The sequence below is a fragment of the Streptococcus mitis genome (assembly GCF_000722765.2).
Taxonomy (GTDB): Bacteria; Bacillota; Bacilli; order Lactobacillales; family Streptococcaceae; genus Streptococcus; species Streptococcus mitis_AQ.
In genome coordinates this window covers 1,764,088-1,781,520 of record NZ_CP028415.1, presented here as the reverse complement: position 1 = coordinate 1,781,520, position 17,433 = coordinate 1,764,088, and the positions used below count along the sequence as shown (strand labels likewise).

15 protein-coding genes and 1 riboswitch are annotated in these 17,433 nt (G+C 41.5%); of the genes, 12 read left to right on the top strand and 3 right to left on the bottom strand.

All coding sequences use genetic code 11. The features are described 5' to 3' along the window. Window positions 1-151 precede the first annotated feature (151 nt). From SK637_RS08900 to SK637_RS08890, 3 genes are all read right to left on the bottom strand, one after another. On the bottom strand, window positions 152-415 hold the full coding sequence (locus SK637_RS08900) for a SemiSWEET family transporter (protein ID WP_000166114.1): 264 nt from the start codon (window positions 413-415) through the stop codon (window positions 152-154). A gap of 224 nt (window positions 416-639) precedes the next feature. Continuing rightward, window positions 640-1,317 carry a DUF1129 domain-containing protein gene (locus tag SK637_RS08895; protein ID WP_033689457.1) on the bottom strand — a complete coding sequence of 226 codons (678 nt, stop codon included), beginning with the start codon at window positions 1,315-1,317 and terminating at the stop codon, window positions 640-642. Window positions 1,318-1,328: 11 nt separating this feature from the next. Next, entirely contained in the window at window positions 1,329-2,273 is a 945-nt protein-coding gene (locus tag SK637_RS08890; RefSeq protein ID WP_000815623.1) for a magnesium transporter CorA family protein, read from the bottom strand. A gap of 131 nt (window positions 2,274-2,404) precedes the next feature. Here SK637_RS08890 and uvrA point away from each other — a divergent pair, with 131 nt between their 5' ends. From uvrA to SK637_RS08820, 12 genes are all read left to right on the top strand, one after another. Beyond that, window positions 2,405-5,236 carry an excinuclease ABC subunit UvrA gene (uvrA, locus tag SK637_RS08885; protein WP_033689456.1) on the top strand — a complete coding sequence of 944 codons (2,832 nt, stop codon included), beginning with the start codon at window positions 2,405-2,407 and terminating at the stop codon, window positions 5,234-5,236. Continuing rightward, a complete protein-coding gene (locus SK637_RS08880) occupies window positions 5,229-6,290 on the top strand; it encodes a M24 family metallopeptidase (RefSeq protein ID WP_033689454.1) in 1,062 nt (353 codons plus the stop codon). The genes uvrA and SK637_RS08880 overlap by 8 nt, the downstream gene beginning before the upstream one ends. Before the next feature lie 57 nt (window positions 6,291-6,347). Further along, a riboswitch (M-box (ykoK) riboswitch) is annotated at window positions 6,348-6,498 on the top strand. 194 nt (window positions 6,499-6,692) lie between these two features. Next, the gene (gene mgtA / locus SK637_RS08875; protein ID WP_033689453.1) at window positions 6,693-9,353 is read left to right on the top strand and encodes a magnesium-translocating P-type ATPase; all 2,661 of its coding nucleotides are present in this window, start codon (window positions 6,693-6,695) and stop codon (window positions 9,351-9,353) included. 135 nt (window positions 9,354-9,488) lie between these two features. Next, window positions 9,489-9,887 carry a transcriptional regulator Spx gene (gene spx / locus SK637_RS08865; RefSeq protein ID WP_000591165.1) on the top strand — a complete coding sequence of 133 codons (399 nt, stop codon included), beginning with the start codon at window positions 9,489-9,491 and terminating at the stop codon, window positions 9,885-9,887. A 67-nt stretch (window positions 9,888-9,954) separates the two neighbouring features. Continuing rightward, the gene (locus SK637_RS08860) at window positions 9,955-10,524 is read left to right on the top strand and encodes an SP0191 family lipoprotein (RefSeq protein ID WP_033689452.1); all 570 of its coding nucleotides are present in this window, start codon (window positions 9,955-9,957) and stop codon (window positions 10,522-10,524) included. A gap of 86 nt (window positions 10,525-10,610) precedes the next feature. Then, window positions 10,611-10,877, top strand: coding sequence for an IreB family regulatory phosphoprotein (locus SK637_RS08855; protein ID WP_033689451.1), 267 nt, complete (start codon window positions 10,611-10,613; stop codon window positions 10,875-10,877). 3 nt (window positions 10,878-10,880) lie between these two features. Beyond that, window positions 10,881-11,300, top strand: a complete 420-nt coding sequence (ruvX, locus tag SK637_RS08850) for a Holliday junction resolvase RuvX (protein ID WP_033689450.1) — start codon at window positions 10,881-10,883, stop codon at window positions 11,298-11,300. A gap of 15 nt (window positions 11,301-11,315) precedes the next feature. After that, entirely contained in the window at window positions 11,316-11,621 is a 306-nt protein-coding gene (locus SK637_RS08845; protein ID WP_000017620.1) for a DUF1292 domain-containing protein, read from the top strand. Between the two features lie 404 nt (window positions 11,622-12,025). Continuing rightward, on the top strand, window positions 12,026-13,276 hold the full coding sequence (locus tag SK637_RS08840) for a folylpolyglutamate synthase/dihydrofolate synthase family protein (protein ID WP_033689449.1): 1,251 nt from the start codon (window positions 12,026-12,028) through the stop codon (window positions 13,274-13,276). 86 nt (window positions 13,277-13,362) lie between these two features. Next, entirely contained in the window at window positions 13,363-13,827 is a 465-nt protein-coding gene (locus SK637_RS08835; RefSeq protein ID WP_033689448.1) for an SP_0198 family lipoprotein, read from the top strand. Window positions 13,828-14,081: 254 nt separating this feature from the next. Beyond that, window positions 14,082-15,614 (top strand): cardiolipin synthase, encoded by a 1,533-nt coding sequence (gene cls / locus SK637_RS08830; RefSeq protein WP_033689447.1) that lies wholly within the window; start codon window positions 14,082-14,084, stop codon window positions 15,612-15,614. Between the two features lie 254 nt (window positions 15,615-15,868). Beyond that, window positions 15,869-17,422, top strand: coding sequence for a hypothetical protein (locus SK637_RS08820; protein ID WP_033689445.1), 1,554 nt, complete (start codon window positions 15,869-15,871; stop codon window positions 17,420-17,422). The last annotated feature ends 11 nt before the right edge of the window (window positions 17,423-17,433 follow it).

The following is a 17,433-nucleotide window of genomic DNA, read 5'->3' as shown; positions in this document are numbered from 1 at the left end:
TTTTATCCCCCTAGAAATAGATTGAGCCTATTTTATCACAAAAAGATTAGATAGAGCTATGTGGGATGTCAGAAGAATACTTTAAAATCAAAAAAGTAAGTGAAAAAGCAACCGCGCCTGCAGTTGCTTTTTATACATACTATTAGATTTGTTAGAGTGAAGTCAAAAAAGTGATTCCACCTAAAATAACACCGGCTGAATTTGGAATGATTAGTATCCAATCCTTCTTAGGTTCCTTTGTCCATCCATAAATAACCCAGATTAAGCAAGATATAGCAGCTGATAAAGGTTGAAATGGTTGAGCTTTATTTCCTTGTAAATTAGCGATAATTTGAGGTATGTAGGCAATAAATACTATAATTCCAATAAAGGCACCAATGGAGCCTACGATTCGATTAATTTTTTGTTTTGTCATATTTCCCTCCAATTATAGAGTATCAAAATGATTGTATATAGGCAAGGAATATGCTCATTTGTTGTTATTCTCTGTACAAAATAGAATAAAATGTTTACATTTATGTTTTATAAAGTATAAATGTACTGAATTTTAGATAGAGTTAAATATTTTTTACATGATTGTTTAAAGATTAAAAAATCATGGTTCTTATGATGTTGAACCATGATATGTTTCCGTTCTTCTTAATAACGTGTTGGTCCTGCACTTGCGCTACGGATGTTCAAGCGTTTCTTGAGATAGAAGCGAAGGGCTAGGAGGACTGCTCCGATAATAGCCAGCGGCAATGGAGCAAGTACGGGGTTAAGGTTAGCTGGTAGGAAGCTTGTTGCAAAGAAAACAAGCAACCAAAGGAACATAGAAGCTAGGATAACTAGTACAGATTTCCAGAAAGGTGGACGTTGACTGCGGTCCATATCTGGTCCATAGTATTGGTAAACAAAGTAGTACATCAAGTAGAAGGCAAATCCCCCAACCAGTCCAACTAATAGAAGAGTAATCAATCCATAGCCGAAAGCTTGATCTGCCGCAAAGAAAGTTGTGATGGCGCTGACAAGGGCAAAGAGGCTAGTGATGAAAAGAGCTGAGTCCATAATCATGAGTTTTGGATCATCATTTTCTTTTGGATGCTCTTTTTCATATTGTTCCTTGACAGTGAAACTATGAGCCCAATGGGTCGGTGCGCCGTAGAGGGAACGAGCAGTCGTACCCTTGGCTTGCTCTTCAAGGATTTGAGGAATGGCTTCCTCAAAAATAGCCTTGATTTCAGCGTCTGTTTTCCCATCTTTGATGAATTGTTGGGTAGCGATATGGATAAACTCTTGGTTTTTCTTTGTTAATTTTTGTAAATCAATCTGAGACATAGGAACTCCTCTTAGAACCATTTTTTATGGATGAGATAGAGAGTGAGCGAGACACTCATAGCAAAGGCGATAAAGACGATTAACCAGAAGGCATTTGGCTCGCCGTTTAGGGGGATTTCATTATCCTTAAAGTTCATCCCGTAGGCAGAAAAGACCATGGTTGGGATGGACATGACGATGGTCACAAGGGCCAAGGTTTTCATGATGTTGTTCTGGTTGTTGGAAATGATAGAGGCAAAGGTCTCTGTCATAGAATGCAAGACGTTTCCATAAATGTCTGCCATCTCGATGGCCTGTTGGGTTTCAATCAGGGTATCTTCAAGCAGGTCTTCGTCCTCAAGGTATTTCTTGATATTGCTGGTTGAGCTGGTCAATTTCTTAATCACGCGCTCATTTGTTTTGAGGGAGGCCTTGAAATAGACGATGGTTTTTTCCAATTCCATGAGCTCAATCAATTCTTCATTACGAGTTGATTGATGCAGTTGACTTTCGATTTGTTCACTCTTACGGTCAATCGAACGAAGGGCTGTTAGGTAAAGCTCTGCATTGCGATAGAGAATCTGAAAGATAAAACGCGAACGCATGAAGGTGTAGAAATTACGTAATCGACGGTTGATAAAGACATCGAGGACTGGTAATGGTTCCAAACAAGTAGTGATAATGGTTTCCTCGGTGATGATAATACCAAGCGGGATGGTTACGTAGTAAGTGCGGTTATTTCTTTCCTCCGTGACCGGAACGTCCACGATAATCAGGGTATACTCGTCTTCAATGGTAATACGAGACATTTCTTCCGCATCGAGCGGTGCTCGAAGGTCGGCAATATCGATATCGAAAGCGTTGGCGATTTCGAGTGATTCATTTTGAGTCGGATTAACGAGATTGATCCAAGTGCCCGGTTCAAGCGTATCGATCTCTTTAAATTCAGTTGTTGTAGAGAGAAAAACTTGTTTCATATCCCTTATCCTTTCTCATTTTTCAGATTTTTTCACACCGTACTATTATACTACAAAATCGGCCTTTTGGGTAATAGAATCTCACTTTTTTTGGTATAATGGTAAGCAATAATGGACTAGAAAGAACAAAGATGCAAGATAAAATTGTCATTCATGGGGCGCGTGCCCATAATTTAAAAAATATTGATGTGGAGATTCCGCGAGACAAGTTGGTTGTCGTGACCGGCTTGTCAGGCTCAGGAAAATCCAGTCTGGCCTTTGATACCCTCTATGCGGAGGGTCAACGTCGCTATGTGGAGAGTTTGTCAGCCTACGCTCGCCAGTTTTTGGGAAATATGGAAAAACCAGATGTAGATGCCATTGATGGTCTCAGCCCAGCTATTTCCATCGACCAGAAAACGACTAGTAAAAACCCTCGTTCGACCGTGGGAACGACGACTGAAATCAATGACTATCTGCGTCTCCTCTACGCACGTGTGGGGACGCCTTACTGTATCAACGGGCATGGAGCTATCAAAGCTTCTTCGGTGGAGCAAATCGTGGATAAGGTTTTGGAGTTACCTGAACGCCAGCGCTTGCAGATTTTGGCCCCTGTCATCCGCAAGAAAAAAGGCCAACATAAGACTGTTATCGAGAAGGTTCAGAAAGATGGTTATGTTCGTGTCCGTGTGGATGGGGAAGTCTATGATGTGACCGAAGTGCCAGAGTTGTCCAAGAGCAAGCAACACAATATCGATGTCGTGGTTGACCGTATTGTTATCAAGGAAGGTATTCGTAGTCGTCTCTTTGATTCTATTGAGGCTGCCCTTCGTATCTCAGAAGGTTATGTGATTATCGATACGATGGACGACTCTGAGTTGTTGTTCTCTGAGCATTATGCCTGTCCAGTTTGTGGTTTTACTGTCCCAGAGTTAGAGCCTCGTCTCTTCTCTTTCAATGCTCCTTTTGGTTCTTGTAGTGAGTGTGACGGCTTGGGCATTAAGCTGGAAGTGGATACTGATTTGGTAGTGCCAGATGCCAGAAAAACCTTATGTGAGGGAGCGCTGGCACCTTGGAATCCTATCTCATCCAACTACTATCCAAACATGCTAGAGCAGGCTATGACAGCCTTTGGAGTGGATATGGATAAGCCTTTTGAGGACTTGTCAGAAGAAGATAAGAACTTGATTCTCTATGGTTCTGATGGCAAGGAATTCCATTTTCACTATGAGAATGAATTTGGTGGCGTGCGCGATATCGATATTCCTTTTGAGGGAGTTGTCAATAATATCAAACGTCGCTACCATGAAACTAATAGTGACTACACCCGCACCCAGATGCGCCTCTACATGAATGAGCTGACCTGCGGAACTTGTCACGGCTATCGTCTTAATGATCAGGCTTTGTCTGTCCGTGTTGGTGGTGAGCAAGGACCACATATCGGAGAAATTTCAGACCTGTCTATCGCAGACCACTTGGAGTTGGTGAGCCAGTTAACCTTGTCTGAAAATGAAGCCATCATTGCTCGTCCCATTCTCAAGGAAATCAAGGATCGTTTGACCTTCCTTAATAACGTGGGTCTGAACTATCTAACCCTGTCACGTTCGGCAGGAACCCTTTCAGGTGGGGAAAGTCAGCGTATTCGCTTGGCAACCCAGATTGGTTCTAACCTATCAGGTGTCCTCTATATATTGGATGAGCCGTCAATCGGTCTTCACCAGAGGGATAATGATCGCCTGATTGCCAGTCTCAAAAAGATGCGTGACTTGGGCAATACTCTTATCGTGGTGGAACATGACGAAGATACCATGCGTGAGGCTGATTATCTGATTGACGTTGGTCCCGGTGCCGGTGTTTTTGGTGGGGAGATTGTCGCCGCAGGTACGCCCAAGCAGGTGGCTCGCAACAGCAAGTCTATCACAGGCCAGTACTTGTCAGGCAAACGTGCCATTCCAGTGCCAGAAGAGCGCCGTGTTGGAAATGGTCGTTTTATCGAGGTTACAGGAGCGCGTGAGAACAACCTGCAGAATGTCACAGCTCGCTTCCCACTAGGAAAATTCATCGCGGTGACCGGTGTATCAGGTTCAGGGAAATCGACCCTAATCAATAGCATTCTCAAAAAAGCTATTGCCCAGAAGCTCAACCGTAATTCAGACAAGCCTGGTAAATTTAAGACTATTACAGGGATTGAGCATGTAGACCGCTTGATTGACATTGACCAGAGTCCAATTGGACGGACGCCGAGGTCCAACCCAGCTACTTATACAGGAGTTTTTGACGATATACGTGACCTTTTTGCCCAGACAAATGAGGCTAAGATTCGTGGTTACAAAAAGGGACGTTTCAGTTTCAATGTTAAGGGAGGTCGCTGTGAAGCCTGCTCAGGTGACGGGATCATCAAGATTGAGATGCACTTCTTGCCAGATGTTTATGTGGCTTGTGAAGTCTGCCACGGAACTCGCTACAACAGTGAAACCCTAGAAGTTCACTACAAGGAAAAGAATATCTCGCAGGTCTTGGACATGACTGTCAACGATGCGGTGGAGTTCTTCCAACACATTCCGAAAATTCAACGCAAACTTCAGACCATCAAGGATGTAGGTCTAGGCTATGTGACGCTAGGGCAACCAGCTACCACCCTTTCTGGGGGAGAAGCCCAGCGTATGAAGCTGGCTAGTGAACTCCACAAACGCTCGACAGGAAAATCTTTCTACATTCTGGATGAGCCGACGACAGGTCTTCATACCGAGGATATTGCTCGCTTGCTTAAGGTTTTAGCTCGCTTTGTAGACGATGGCAATACAGTCCTCGTCATTGAGCACAATCTAGACGTTATCAAGACGGCAGATCATATCATTGACTTGGGACCTGAGGGCGGTGTCGGTGGTGGAACCATCATCGCAACAGGAACTCCAGAAGAAGTAGCGGCCAATGAATCCAGCTACACAGGGCACTATTTGAAAGGAAAGTTAGATCATGAATAAACGCGTACAAGCATTTCTAGCTAAAATGCAAGAAAAGGAACTGGATGGCATTATCATCAATAACCTTAAAAACGTCTATTATTTGACTGGTTTTTGGGGCTCAAATGGAACAATCTTCATCAGCCGTGACCGTCAGGTCTTGGTGACGGATTCTCGCTATATCATTGCAGCTAAGCAAGAAACCAGTGGCTTTGAGATTGTGGCTGACCGTGATGAATTGGCTGTCATTGCAGGAATTGTCAAGGACATGGGCTTGTCTCGTATCGGTTTTGAGGACGAGATTTCAGTCTCTTATTACCACCGTATGCAAACGGTCTTTGAAGGTTTGGAACTAGTTCCACAGACACAATTTGTTGAGGGTCTTCGAATGATTAAGGATGAGGCGGAGATTGCAGCGATTCGCAAGGCTTGTTCTATCTCAGACCAAGCTTTCCGCGATGCGCTTGACTTTATTAAGCCAGGAAAGACTGAGATTGAGATTGCCAACTTCCTTGACTTCCGCATGCGTGAGTTGGGAGCATCTGGCTTGTCTTTTGACACTATCTTAGCTAGCGGAATCAACTCTTCTAAGCCCCATGCCCATCCAATGCACAAACCAGTGGAGCTGGGAGAAGCTATTACCATGGACTTCGGCTGCCTCTATGACCACTATGTTAGCGATATGACACGGACTATCTATCTGGGGCATGTCAGCGACGAGCAGGCGGAGATTTACAATACGGTTCTCAAAGCCAACCAAGCCTTGATTGACCAGGCTAAGGCAGGATTAGGTTTCCGAGACTTTGACAAAATCCCTCGTGATATTATTATCGAGGCGGGCTATGGCGACTACTTTACCCACGGTATTGGACACGGTATTGGGCTGGATATTCATGAAGAGCCTTACTTTAGCCAGACTTCTACAGAAACTATTAAGGCAGGTATGGCCTTGACAGATGAGCCAGGTATCTATATCGAAGGCAAATATGGCGTTCGTATCGAGGATGATATTCTGATTACAGAGACAGGTTGTGAATTATTGACCCTAGCTCCAAAAGAGTTGATAGTCATTTAAGAGTCAAACAATTCAAATGATTGACTTTTAAAATTTAAAGGTTTATACTGAAAGACGAAAACGGTAGGTGAGGCTACCATAGGGATACGGATGACTACCGCAAAGCAGTGGAGACACTACTCGTTGGTCAACAGTTTTGGTCGCGAAGGCCAAGACTAAGCTCATTACATTGCCCTATGGAGTTAAAGCTTGAACGAAAAACAGATAATTAGTTTTTTAATCCTGCCATTTTATGGTGGGATTTTCTACTGTTTAAAACAAAGAAAGGAGATAGAAGATGCAAATTGACGACCATCCGGAACCGCACATACACAGCCAATCGCTGATTTGTGTCGTTCTGCCCTTATAAAGTGATTGGTCTCTGTGTATGAAACACATCATTCATACAGATAGGAGAAACCAATGAAAACTACAAAAGAAAGATTAGCAACAGCTATTCATACAGCTTTAAACGAAACTCTATCTTTTTATAAGACAAGTCTAACAGGCTTGACTGAGGAGCAGGTGGAGAAAAATCGTGACCTATATGGCGAAAATACCATCACAAAGGGTCAAGAAGACAGTATCCTTAAAAAGATTTACGAATCCATTATCAATCCTTTTACGATCATCTTACTGGTCATCGCCGTGATTTCCTTGGTGACCAATGTCTGGTTGGCAAAACCAGGTCAAGAGGATCCGACGACTTCTATTATCATCGTTGTCCTAGTCCTCATTTCTGGTGGCATACGCTTTGTCCAAGAACTCCGTAGTGATAAGGCTGCGACCAATCTATCAAAAATGATTGTCAACACAGCGACTGTCATTCGTCAAGGAGAAATTCAAGAAGTACCTATCGATGATTTGGTAGTGGGTGACGTGGTTAAATTAAGCGCTGGAGACATGATTCCAGCAGATCTTCTTTTATTTGAGTCGCGCGATTTCTTTGTACAACAGTCGGGCTTGACAGGTGAAAGTGAATCGGTTGAAAAATTAGCCTTGACCAAGGCAACAGTTCAACAATCTGATAGTCTGCTAGAAGCAGAAGCGCTCGCCTTTATGGGAACCAATGTCTTATCTGGTAGTGCCAAGGCTGTGGTTTTGGCGGTTGGTGATGCTACCATGATGGGAGCCATTGAGCAGACTCTAAACACCTATGATGAGCCTACTTCGTTTGAACGGGAGATGAATAGTATTTCGTGGCTCTTGATCCGCTTGATGTTGGTCATGGTGCCCATCGTTTTCTTGTCCAATGGTTTAACAGATGGTGACTGGCTGGAAGCTGGCGTATTTGCTTTGAGCGTGGGTGTCGGGCTTACACCTGAGATGCTTCCTATGATCATCACTGCCAGTCTAGCAAAAGGTTCTATTATCATGGCCAAGGAAAAAGTGGTTATCAAGAAACTCAATGCCATACAGGACTTAGGGGCGATTGATATTTTGTGTACAGATAAGACAGGAACTCTAACCCAAGATGAAATCGTTCTAGAATATCCCTTGGACATTCACGGACGCTTGGATTTGACCGTCTTGAGACGAGCTTATCTCAACTCTTATTTTCAAACTGGCTTGAAAAATTTGATGGACAGAGCTATCATCAAGCGGACTGAAAAGGAAGCAAAAGAACACGCCCTCTTGCAAAATTTGGCTCAAACCTTTCAAAAAATAGATGAGCTTCCTTTTGATTTTGAACGTAGACGGATGAGTGTTATCGTTAAGGATGAACACGAAACGGTTAGTTTGGTAACTAAGGGAGCCCTTGAGGAAATGTTGACGATTTCCAGTTATGCGGAATATCATGGAATGATTACTCCCTTGACGGATGCTATTAGAGAAGAAATCTTATCAGAAGTCAGACAGCTAAATCAACAAGGTTTGCGTGTCTTGGGAGTGGCCTATAAGTCAGGTTTGAGGGAAGGTCATGCCTATACAGTTGATGACGAAGGAGATATGATTCTAACTGGTTATTTAGCCTTCCTAGATCCTCCTAAACCATCTGCAGCACCAGCAATTAAGGCGCTGTTAGAACATGGGGTTCAAACAAAGATTTTGACGGGAGACAATGAAAAAGTTACCCAAGCAGTCTGTGAAAAGGTTGGTTTGGATATCAATCAGATGCTGTTAGGATCTGAAATTGATCAGATGAGTGATCAAGCATTGGCCCAAGCCGTAGAGGAGGTAACAGTCTTTGCCAAACTTTCTCCTGATCAAAAAGCGAGGATTATTTTGCAATTTAAGGCTAATGGTCATGCTGTTGGCTATATGGGAGATGGGATCAATGATGCTCCTTCTATGAAAGTTGCAGATGTGGGGATTTCTGTTGATACAGCAGTAGATATTGCCAAAGAAACGGCTGATGTTATCCTACTTGATAAGGATCTCATGGTGCTTGAAAAAGGACTTGTTGAAGGGCGTAAGGTCTATGCCAATATGACTAAATATATCAAAATGACAGTGAGTTCTAATTTTGGAAATATCTTATCCCTATTGGTCTCTGGAATCTTTTTGCCATTTTTACCAATGGCACCAGTCCATTTGATTATCCTAAATCTAGTCTATGATTTGTCTTGTATTGCCTTGCCTTTTGACAAGGTGGATAAAGATTTTTTGAGAAATCCGCATACTTGGGAAGCCAAGTCCATCACGCGTTTCATGGTTTGGATGGGACCTATCTCTTCTGCCTTTGATATTTTGACCTTTATTTTTCTCTATTTTATCATTGTACCCATGACAACAGGTCAAGCCTATGTCCATGGAGCGGAGTCTGCCGTAGGATTTATTGTCTTGTTTCAGACAGGTTGGTTTATCGAGTCCATGTGGTCACAGACCATGGTTATCCATATGCTGCGTTCAGCCAAAATTCCCTTTTTACAAAGTCGTCCAGCTTGGCTAGTCCTTGTGACAACTTTATTGGCTGCAGCCTTTGTGACCTTCCTTCCCTATAGTCCACTAGCTAGCCTTCTTCATCTAACTCCTTTGAAACCGATTTATTTCATCTTTTTGATTTTCATCATCATTTTGTACATGATTAGCGTGACAATTGTGAAAAAAATCTATATCAAAAAATATAACGAATGGCTGTAAATTTCATTTTGTCAAGAAAAAAGTACGAAAATGACGAAAAAAGTCAAAAAAATTTAAAAATAGGTCGCAAGTCGGATGTTTTTTATGGTATAATAGACTAAACTGATAGTAACATGTAGCGAAAGGGGTAGGTACATGATTAAAATTTATACAGTCTCAAGTTGTACTAGCTGTAAAAAAGCAAAAACCTGGCTCAATGCCCACCAGTTAAGTTATAAAGAACAAAACCTTGGTAAAGAAGGAATTACGCGAGAAGAATTACTGGATATTCTAACCAAAACAGATAACGGAATAGCCAGCATCGTTTCGTCTAAAAATCGCTATGCTAAAGCCCTTGGAGTGGATATTGAAGATTTGAGCGTTAATGAGGTCCTCAATCTGATTATGGAAACGCCGAGAATTTTAAAGAGCCCAATCCTTGTAGATGAAAAACGCCTGCAAGTTGGCTATAAGGAAGATGATATTCGTGCCTTCCTACCACGCTCTGTCCGTAATGTAGAAAATGCAGAAGCACGTTTGCGTGCAGCTCTATAAACATCAAGGCTGGGAGCAACTCCCAGTCTTATTTTAATTTAAAAAAGAAAGAAGAAAGAAGAAAGAAATGAAAAAAATAGTTCTTGTTAGTCTAGCTTTCCTTTTTGTCCTAGTTGGTTGCGGACAGAAAAAAGAAACTGGACCAGCTACAAAAACAGAAAAGGATACGCTTCAGTCGGCATTGCCAGTTATTGAAAATGCCGAGAAGAATACAGTTGTCACCAAGACTTTGGTCTTGCCCAAGTCAGATGATGGCAGCCAGCAAACCCAAACCATTACATACAAGGACAAGACTTTTTTGAGCTTAACGATTCAACAAAAACGTCCAGTCTCAGATGAGTTGAAGACTTATATCGATCAACATGGAGTGGAAGAAACTCAAAAAGCTCTTCTCGAGGCGGAGGAGAAGGATGAGTCTATCATAGAAGCTCGTAAATTAGCAGGCTTTAAGCTTGAAACAAAACTGTCGAGCGCAACGGAACTTCAAACAACGACTAGTTATGATTTTCAAGTTCTGGATGTCAAGAAGGCTTCTCAGTTAGAATATCTGAAGAACATTGGCTTAGAAAATCTTTTGAAGAATGAACCGAGCAAATATATTTCAGACAGATTGGCAAATGGCGCGACAGAACAGTAGAAAATCCAAATAAATAGACTGCCTGAATTGTAGAAGGTAAGGAATTATGCTATAATGGTACTATTCTAAGGAAAGAGGGTGTTAGAATGGGATTTACTGAAGAAACAGTACGTTTTAAATTGGACGATTCCAATAAAAAAGAAATTAGCGAAACTTTGACTGATGTCTATGTTTCGTTGAACGATAAGGGCTACAATCCGATTAACCAAATCGTTGGTTACGTATTGAGTGGAGATCCTGCCTACGTTCCTCGTTATAATAATGCACGAAATCAAATCCGTAAATATGAGCGAGATGAAATCGTTGAGGAATTGGTCCGCTACTACCTTAAAGGACAAGGAGTCGATCTGTAACCTATGAGAATTATGGGATTGGACGTCGGTTCAAAAACGGTAGGGGTGGCTATTAGCGATCCACTCGGTTTTACAGCTCAAGGGCTTGAAATCATCCAAATCAATGAGGAGCAAGGCCAATTTGGTTTTGACCGCGTTAAGGAGTTGGTTGATGCTTACAAGGTGGAACGATTTGTAGTGGGCTTACCTAAAAACATGAACAATACAAGCGGACCGCGCGTGGAAGCTAGTCAAGCATACGGAGCAAAGCTAGAAGAGCTTTTTGATTTACCAGTAGACTATCAAGATGAACGCTTGACAACAGTTGCTGCGGAGCGCATGTTGATTGAACAAGCAGATATCAGTCGCAATAAACGCAAGAAAGTCATTGATAAGTTAGCAGCTCAGCTGATTTTACAAAATTATTTAGATAGAAAATTTTAATATAAAGGAGAGGCTATGTCACACGATCATAACCACGACCACGAAGAACGTGAACTAATCACACTAGTAGATGAGCAAGGAAATGAAACCTTGTTTGAAATCCTTTTGACTATTGACGGAAAAGAAGAATTTGGTAAAAACTATGTTCTTCTAGTACCAGTTAACGCAGAAGAAGACGAAGACGGACAAGTTGAAATCCAAGCTTACTCATTCATCGAAAACGAAGATGGAACAGAAGGTGAATTGCAACCAATCCCAGAAGACTCAGAAGACGAATGGAACATGATTGAAGAAGTCTTCAACAGCTTTATGGAGGAGTGATACAGTCTGGGAGACTGTATCAGCCCAACTCCTAGAAATTGGAAAAGTTGGAACATCCAGTGGATGTTTTTAGCCCAATTCCTTAAAATAAGAGAGAACTGGTGTGTTCAGTGAACATTTTTACCCTGACGCTAAAAATAAAAACCGTCAGTAAGTTTGGGGGATATTTTTACCCCAACTCCTAGAAATTAGAAGAGTTGAAACATCCAGTGGACGTGTTTAGCCCTGTGCTAGAAATTAGAAACGCAGGCACATTCAGTGGATGTTTTACCCCACGTTAACTTCATAGTAGCTAGCTATTAGCTAACTAAGTGAGAGGTCGGGACGAAAATCCTGGCCTCGTTTTTGTTAGTTATGAGACTTTATTGAGGCAGTTGATTGAACCTGTAATTAAGGAGATGTATATGTTTGAAGTAGAAGAATGGCTCTATAGTCGGATTGGTTTGAATTTTCGATCAGGTTTGAGCCGAATGCAACAAGCGGTGGATTTGCTGGGGAATCCCGAGAAGTCTTACCCTATTATCCATGTGACAGGGACTAATGGAAAAGGTTCTACCATTGCTTTTATGAGGGAGTTATTTATGGGGCATGGCAAAAAAGTTGCGACCTTTACCTCCCCTCATATCGTCTCTATTAATGATCGAATCTGCATTAATGGACAACCTATAGCAGACGCAGACTTTATCCGTTTGGCTAATCAGGTCAAGGAGATGGAGAAAACGCTTCTGCAAACCCATGATCAGTTGTCCTTTTTTGAATTGCTGACCTTGATTGCTTTTCTTTATTTTAGAGAGCAAGAGGTGGATTTGGTTTTACTAGAAGTGGGAATTGGTGGCTTACTTGACACGACTAATGTGGTAACTGGAGAGATTGCTGTCATCACTTCCATCGGACTTGACCATCAGGAGACTCTGGGTGACAGTATAGCAGCAATTGCAGAGCAGAAAGCTGGTATTTTCAAGGCTGGTAAAAAGGCAGTGATTGCGAAATTGCCTTCAGAAGCTAGGCTTGTTTGTCAGAAAAAAGCAGACTCTTTAGCTGTTGACCTTTATCAGGCAGGTCAGGATTTTTCAACGCTGAATGGGAATTTTTCAAGCTCTTTGGCTAACCTTTCACAGTTGAAAATAGGTTTAGAAGGAGCTTATCAGCAGGAAAATGCGGCCTTGGCGCTACAAACGTTTCTTCTCTTTATGAGGGAAGGAAAGGAAGTTGTTGATGAGCAGGTTGTAAGACAGGCTTTGGAGCAGACCCATTGGGCTGGGCGTTTGGAGCGTATTTGCCCTCAGATTTACTTGGACGGTGCTCATAACCTCCCTGCCTTGACTCGCTTGGTTGAGTTTATTAAAGAAAAAGAGCAGGAAGGTTATCGTCCTCAAATCCTATTTGGAGCCTTGAAACGGAAGGATTATCAAGGGATGTTGGCTTATCTGACTGAAAAATTGCCTCAGGTGGAACTCAAGGTGACGGGCTTTGACTATCAAGGTTCTTTGGATGAAACAGATGTAACAGGTTACGATATAGTTCCTTCTTATCGAGAATTTATTAGCGATTTTGAAGCAAGGGCAGATGCCCGGGACTTGTTGTTCGTTACAGGGTCTCTCTATTTTATCTCAGAAGTACGGGGCTATCTACTGGGGCATGAGCAGATAAATTGACCTCCTTTTTTGAACTTGTTATACTAGGGAAACTACTAGTTAGAAGGAAAAACTTCTGTAAATTGGTAGCAGAAAGGAAATTCATCATGAAATTAAAAAGATTCACACTTTCTCTTGCTTCTATAGCAAGTCTTAGTCTCTTAGTAGCTTGTTCACAAAGAGCTCAACAAGTTCAACAACCAGCAACTCAATCGCAAACACAACAAACTCAGCAATCACAACCTGCTGCTTCATCTTCTACAGAAAATAGCAACCAGGCAGCAACAAGTTCTTCACAAAATGCGCCTGAGGCTCAACCAACTAATATTGATGGAACTTATACTGGTCAGGACGAAGGAGACCGTATCACTTTAGTGGTAACTGGAACAACTGGTACATGGACACAGGTAGAAACTGACGGAGATCAAGAAATCAAGCAGGTTAGCTTCGATGCCGCCAATCAACGCATGATTATTGGGGATGATGCCAAGATTTATGCAATCAATGGAAATCAGATGATTATTGACGATATGGATAGAGAAGCGTCTGATCGCATTGTTTTATCAAAATAGACTAGAAAGAGACTGGTTTTGTCAGTCTCTTTTGCTTTTACTCAGAAAAATGATTATAAATACTTGCCTTCTACCGAATACCTGCGTTATACTAGTATTAATTACCTGTTTTTAGCATTCATACTCTTCGAAAATCTCTTCAAACCACGTCAGCTTCCATCTGCAACCTCAAAACACTGTTTTGAGCAACCTGCGACTAGCTTACTAGTTTGCTCTTTGCTTTTCATTGAGTATCAAAATATCAAGGAGGGGATATGAAATATAGAAAATTTCAATTATTGATGTCCAAGTATGGCTTTAGTCTTTCGATTATGCTACTTGAACTTTCTCTTGTTTTTGGTCTCTTTCTTTACTTAGGGCGTATTGCTCCTATTCTATGGGTAATTGTCTTAATTTTTATGAGTATGGCGACTATCGTAGCGATTGTCAATCGCTCAATGGCGCCTGATAGTAAAGTGATGTGGTTAGTGGTGACTTTTGTTCCTGTCATCGGGCCCTTGCTCTATCTGATGTTTGGTGAAAGGCGATTGTCCAAAAAAGAAATCAAGCAGTTGGATAAACTTGGTTCCATGCATTTTCGGGAGGATAACAGTAAAGCTCTCCGCCAGAAATTGAAGGAAGATGATAAGGCAGCTTACGGAGTTATCAAATCTTTGCTAAGTATGGATAGCAATGCCGATGTATATGATCGAACAGATTCACAATTCTTTTCTTCGGGTGAAAGCATGTGGCAACATATGTTGGAAGACCTCAAGAAAGCTGAGAAATTTATCTTTTTAGAGTACTATATTGTCGAAGAAGGTCTGATGTGGAATAGCATACTAGATATACTAGAGCAAAAGGTAGCTCAGGGTGTAGAGATCAAGATGCTCTATGATGATATCGGCTGTATGGCGACTTTGCCTGGAGACTATACTGTTCAGCTTCGTAGTCGAGGAATTGAAGCCCATAAGTTTAACAAGGTGATTCCTCGTTTGACGGTAGCTTATAATAACCGGGATCATCGTAAAATCCTTGTCATAGATGGTCAGGTAGCTTATACAGGAGGGATTAACTTAGCCGATGAGTACATCAATCATGTAGAACGCTTTGGCTACTGGAAGGACAGTGGAATTCGCATAGATGGTCCTGGTGTCAAGGCGCTAACCCGTCTCTTTTTGATGACTTGGTACATCAATCGTGGGGAAATCAGTGATTTTGACCAGTATCACTTGGAAAACCAGCCTTGTTCTAGCCAAGGGCTCTGCATTCCTTACGGTAGTGGACCCAAGCCCATCTTCCGTACTCAGGTAGGGAAAAAAGTTTATCAAAGTTTGATTAATCAGGCTACTGATTCAGTCTATATCACAACACCCTATTTGATTATTGACTATGACTTAACAGAGAGTATTAAAAATGCAGCCATGAGGGGTGTTGACATCCGCATCGTGACCCCTTTCATTCCGGATAAAAAATTAATCCAACTCATTACAAGAGGGGCCTATCCGGATTTGTTGTCAGCAGGAGTCAGGATTTTTGAGTATAGTCCAGGCTTTATCCATAGTAAACAAATTGTAGTGGATAAGGATTTTGCTGCAGTCGGGACCATTAACTTAGATTATAGAAGTTTGCTTCACCACTATGAAAATGCAGTCTTGCTATATAAAACAAAATCAATCACAGAGATTCAAAAAGATTTTCAGGAGATTTTTTCAGTATCGCAAGAAATTTTCCCTCATACGATAAAAAATAGCTGGTATCAAAAATTGATTAAGGAAATTGCCCAGTTATTTGCCCCAATCTTATAAGAAATCTAGGACTTAGGACACAAACCAGTCCTATTTTTCTTGCATTTTACGAATAAGAAGATATAGGAGGAGCGATGCTGACTCAGAAAGAATTGGATTATATCATGTCATTTAAACAGACGCATTTACACCGATTTCGGGAAATTGAAACTTTTGTGAAACTATGCAAAAAATCGCTCAAACAGCCATCGCAAGCTGACAATTTTAGGTCTTTTTGATATACTAAGACAGATAAATTGAATAGGAGAAACGATATGGCTGTATATGGCAGAATCGAAGAAGTATCCGAAACGATACAGAGTAATGAAATTGAAAATAGACTGGATAGGAATCTTGAATCTCATGTGGAAAAAGAAGAACAGGTAGCTTTCCCGTTTTTCAGACTCGTCATTGGAAGTATGGTTGCGACGATGTTTTCTGTGGTGGTTCCTTTACTTTTAGATATGGTAAGTCCCTCTCAGGCGCAGGATTTGTATATAGGGTGGGCTTTACATCAGGGAGGACAGCTCTACAGTAGCTATTATGCTAGTCATGGTCTTCTTTATTACTTGCTACTTTACATTACCCAAGGAGGCATCCTTTTTGCCTTGGTAGAATGGCTAGTCCTCTTAGGAGGAGGTTATTTTCTCTTTTCTTCAACTGACTATCTGACGGGACAAAGGGAACAAGCCAAGCAACTCCTAACCATATTTTATATTTTGGTATCCGGTCTCGGTTTTGGAGGAGGATATGCTACGATTTTAGCTCTGCCATTCCTGTTTGCAGGATTTTCATTCATAGCAGCTTATCTATCAAATCCTAACCATGACAAGGGGTTTCTACGTCTGGGAATTTTCTTGGCTCTATCATTTTTCATAGAGCCTCTTACAAGTCTTCTCTTTATTGCAGTAGTAACGATTGGTTTATTTGCCTTTAATGTTGGGCATGGCCGCCTTGTCCATGGAGTTTATCAGTTTTTTGCAGCAGCACTTGGCTTTTCTCTCATCTTTTACCCAGTAGGCTACTATGTCCTTGCTTCAGGTGGTTTTGGAGAAGCTCTAGGAAGTCTTTTATATCCGATTGATTCCCTTCAGGTCTTTACCAATCCCCAACTAATGGATAATGTTGTATTCTATGGTTTGTTGACCTTTGGTTTAGGAGCTCTCTTCCTTGTTTTTCTAGGCTTGTTCCAATCAAAGGCATCAAGATTATATGTTATTTCAGTGCCTGCTAGTTTCACTTTCTTATTTGTACTAGCCTTGTTGCTTTTTTCTCAAGAACCTCTTCACGGTTCGCGTTTGATTCTAATCCTTCCATTTTTACTCCTTCTTCTGATGACCAGTATTCGTGGGAAACATTCAGCTAGAGGAGCTCGTCGTCGGAGAAGAGAAGAGGTTCCAACTTTATGGAAAAAATTCATGAAGGGAAATCTCTACCTACCGATCCTAGTGGTGGTTTATCTGATTGCTATTCCTTTTGTGGCTCGTTTTGTCTTGCATCCAGCTTCTTATAGAGAACAACATCAAGTAGTAGACAGAGTCAAACAAGAGACGAGTGAGGGAGATCAAATTTATATTTGGGATTCACATGTTCAGATCTATAAAGAAAGCCAGCGATTGGCTGGATCCATGTTCCCATCACCTCTTCTTTACACGAGTACAGAAGAGAATAAAACTAGTTTAATCAATGATTTGAAAGAAAACCAACCTAAGGTGATTGTGGTAAACGACAAGGTGGATCTCTGGTCTGAGGCGGAGACACTCTTAAAAGAAAATTATCAACAAGTAAAGACTGATTACTCAGAGTTTAAAGTCTATAAAATTAAATAACCAAATCAATA

Bases quoted from the DNA above. Each gene is read 5' to 3' on its own strand.
- SK637_RS08895 (WP_033689457.1), bottom strand. From the start codon at position 1,317: ATGTCTCAGATTGATTTACAAAAATTAACAAAGAAAAACCAAGAGTTT.
- SK637_RS08890 (WP_000815623.1), bottom strand. From the start codon at position 2,273: ATGAAACAAGTTTTTCTCTCTACAACAACTGAATTTAAAGAGATCGAT.
- mgtA (WP_033689453.1), top strand. From the start codon at position 6,693: ATGAAAACTACAAAAGAAAGATTAGCAACAGCTATTCATACAGCTTTA.
- cls (WP_033689447.1), top strand. From the start codon at position 14,082: ATGAAATATAGAAAATTTCAATTATTGATGTCCAAGTATGGCTTTAGT.
- SK637_RS08880 (WP_033689454.1), top strand. From the start codon at position 5,229: ATGAATAAACGCGTACAAGCATTTCTAGCTAAAATGCAAGAAAAGGAA.
- uvrA (WP_033689456.1), top strand. From the start codon at position 2,405: ATGCAAGATAAAATTGTCATTCATGGGGCGCGTGCCCATAATTTAAAA.
- ruvX (WP_033689450.1), top strand. From the start codon at position 10,881: ATGAGAATTATGGGATTGGACGTCGGTTCAAAAACGGTAGGGGTGGCT.
- SK637_RS08900 (WP_000166114.1), bottom strand. From the start codon at position 415: ATGACAAAACAAAAAATTAATCGAATCGTAGGCTCCATTGGTGCCTTT.
- SK637_RS08840 (WP_033689449.1), top strand. From the start codon at position 12,026: ATGTTTGAAGTAGAAGAATGGCTCTATAGTCGGATTGGTTTGAATTTT.
- SK637_RS08845 (WP_000017620.1), top strand. From the start codon at position 11,316: ATGTCACACGATCATAACCACGACCACGAAGAACGTGAACTAATCACA.
- spx (WP_000591165.1), top strand. From the start codon at position 9,489: ATGATTAAAATTTATACAGTCTCAAGTTGTACTAGCTGTAAAAAAGCA.
- SK637_RS08835 (WP_033689448.1), top strand. From the start codon at position 13,363: ATGAAATTAAAAAGATTCACACTTTCTCTTGCTTCTATAGCAAGTCTT.
- SK637_RS08860 (WP_033689452.1), top strand. From the start codon at position 9,955: ATGAAAAAAATAGTTCTTGTTAGTCTAGCTTTCCTTTTTGTCCTAGTT.
- SK637_RS08855 (WP_033689451.1), top strand. From the start codon at position 10,611: ATGGGATTTACTGAAGAAACAGTACGTTTTAAATTGGACGATTCCAAT.
- SK637_RS08820 (WP_033689445.1), top strand. From the start codon at position 15,869: ATGGCTGTATATGGCAGAATCGAAGAAGTATCCGAAACGATACAGAGT.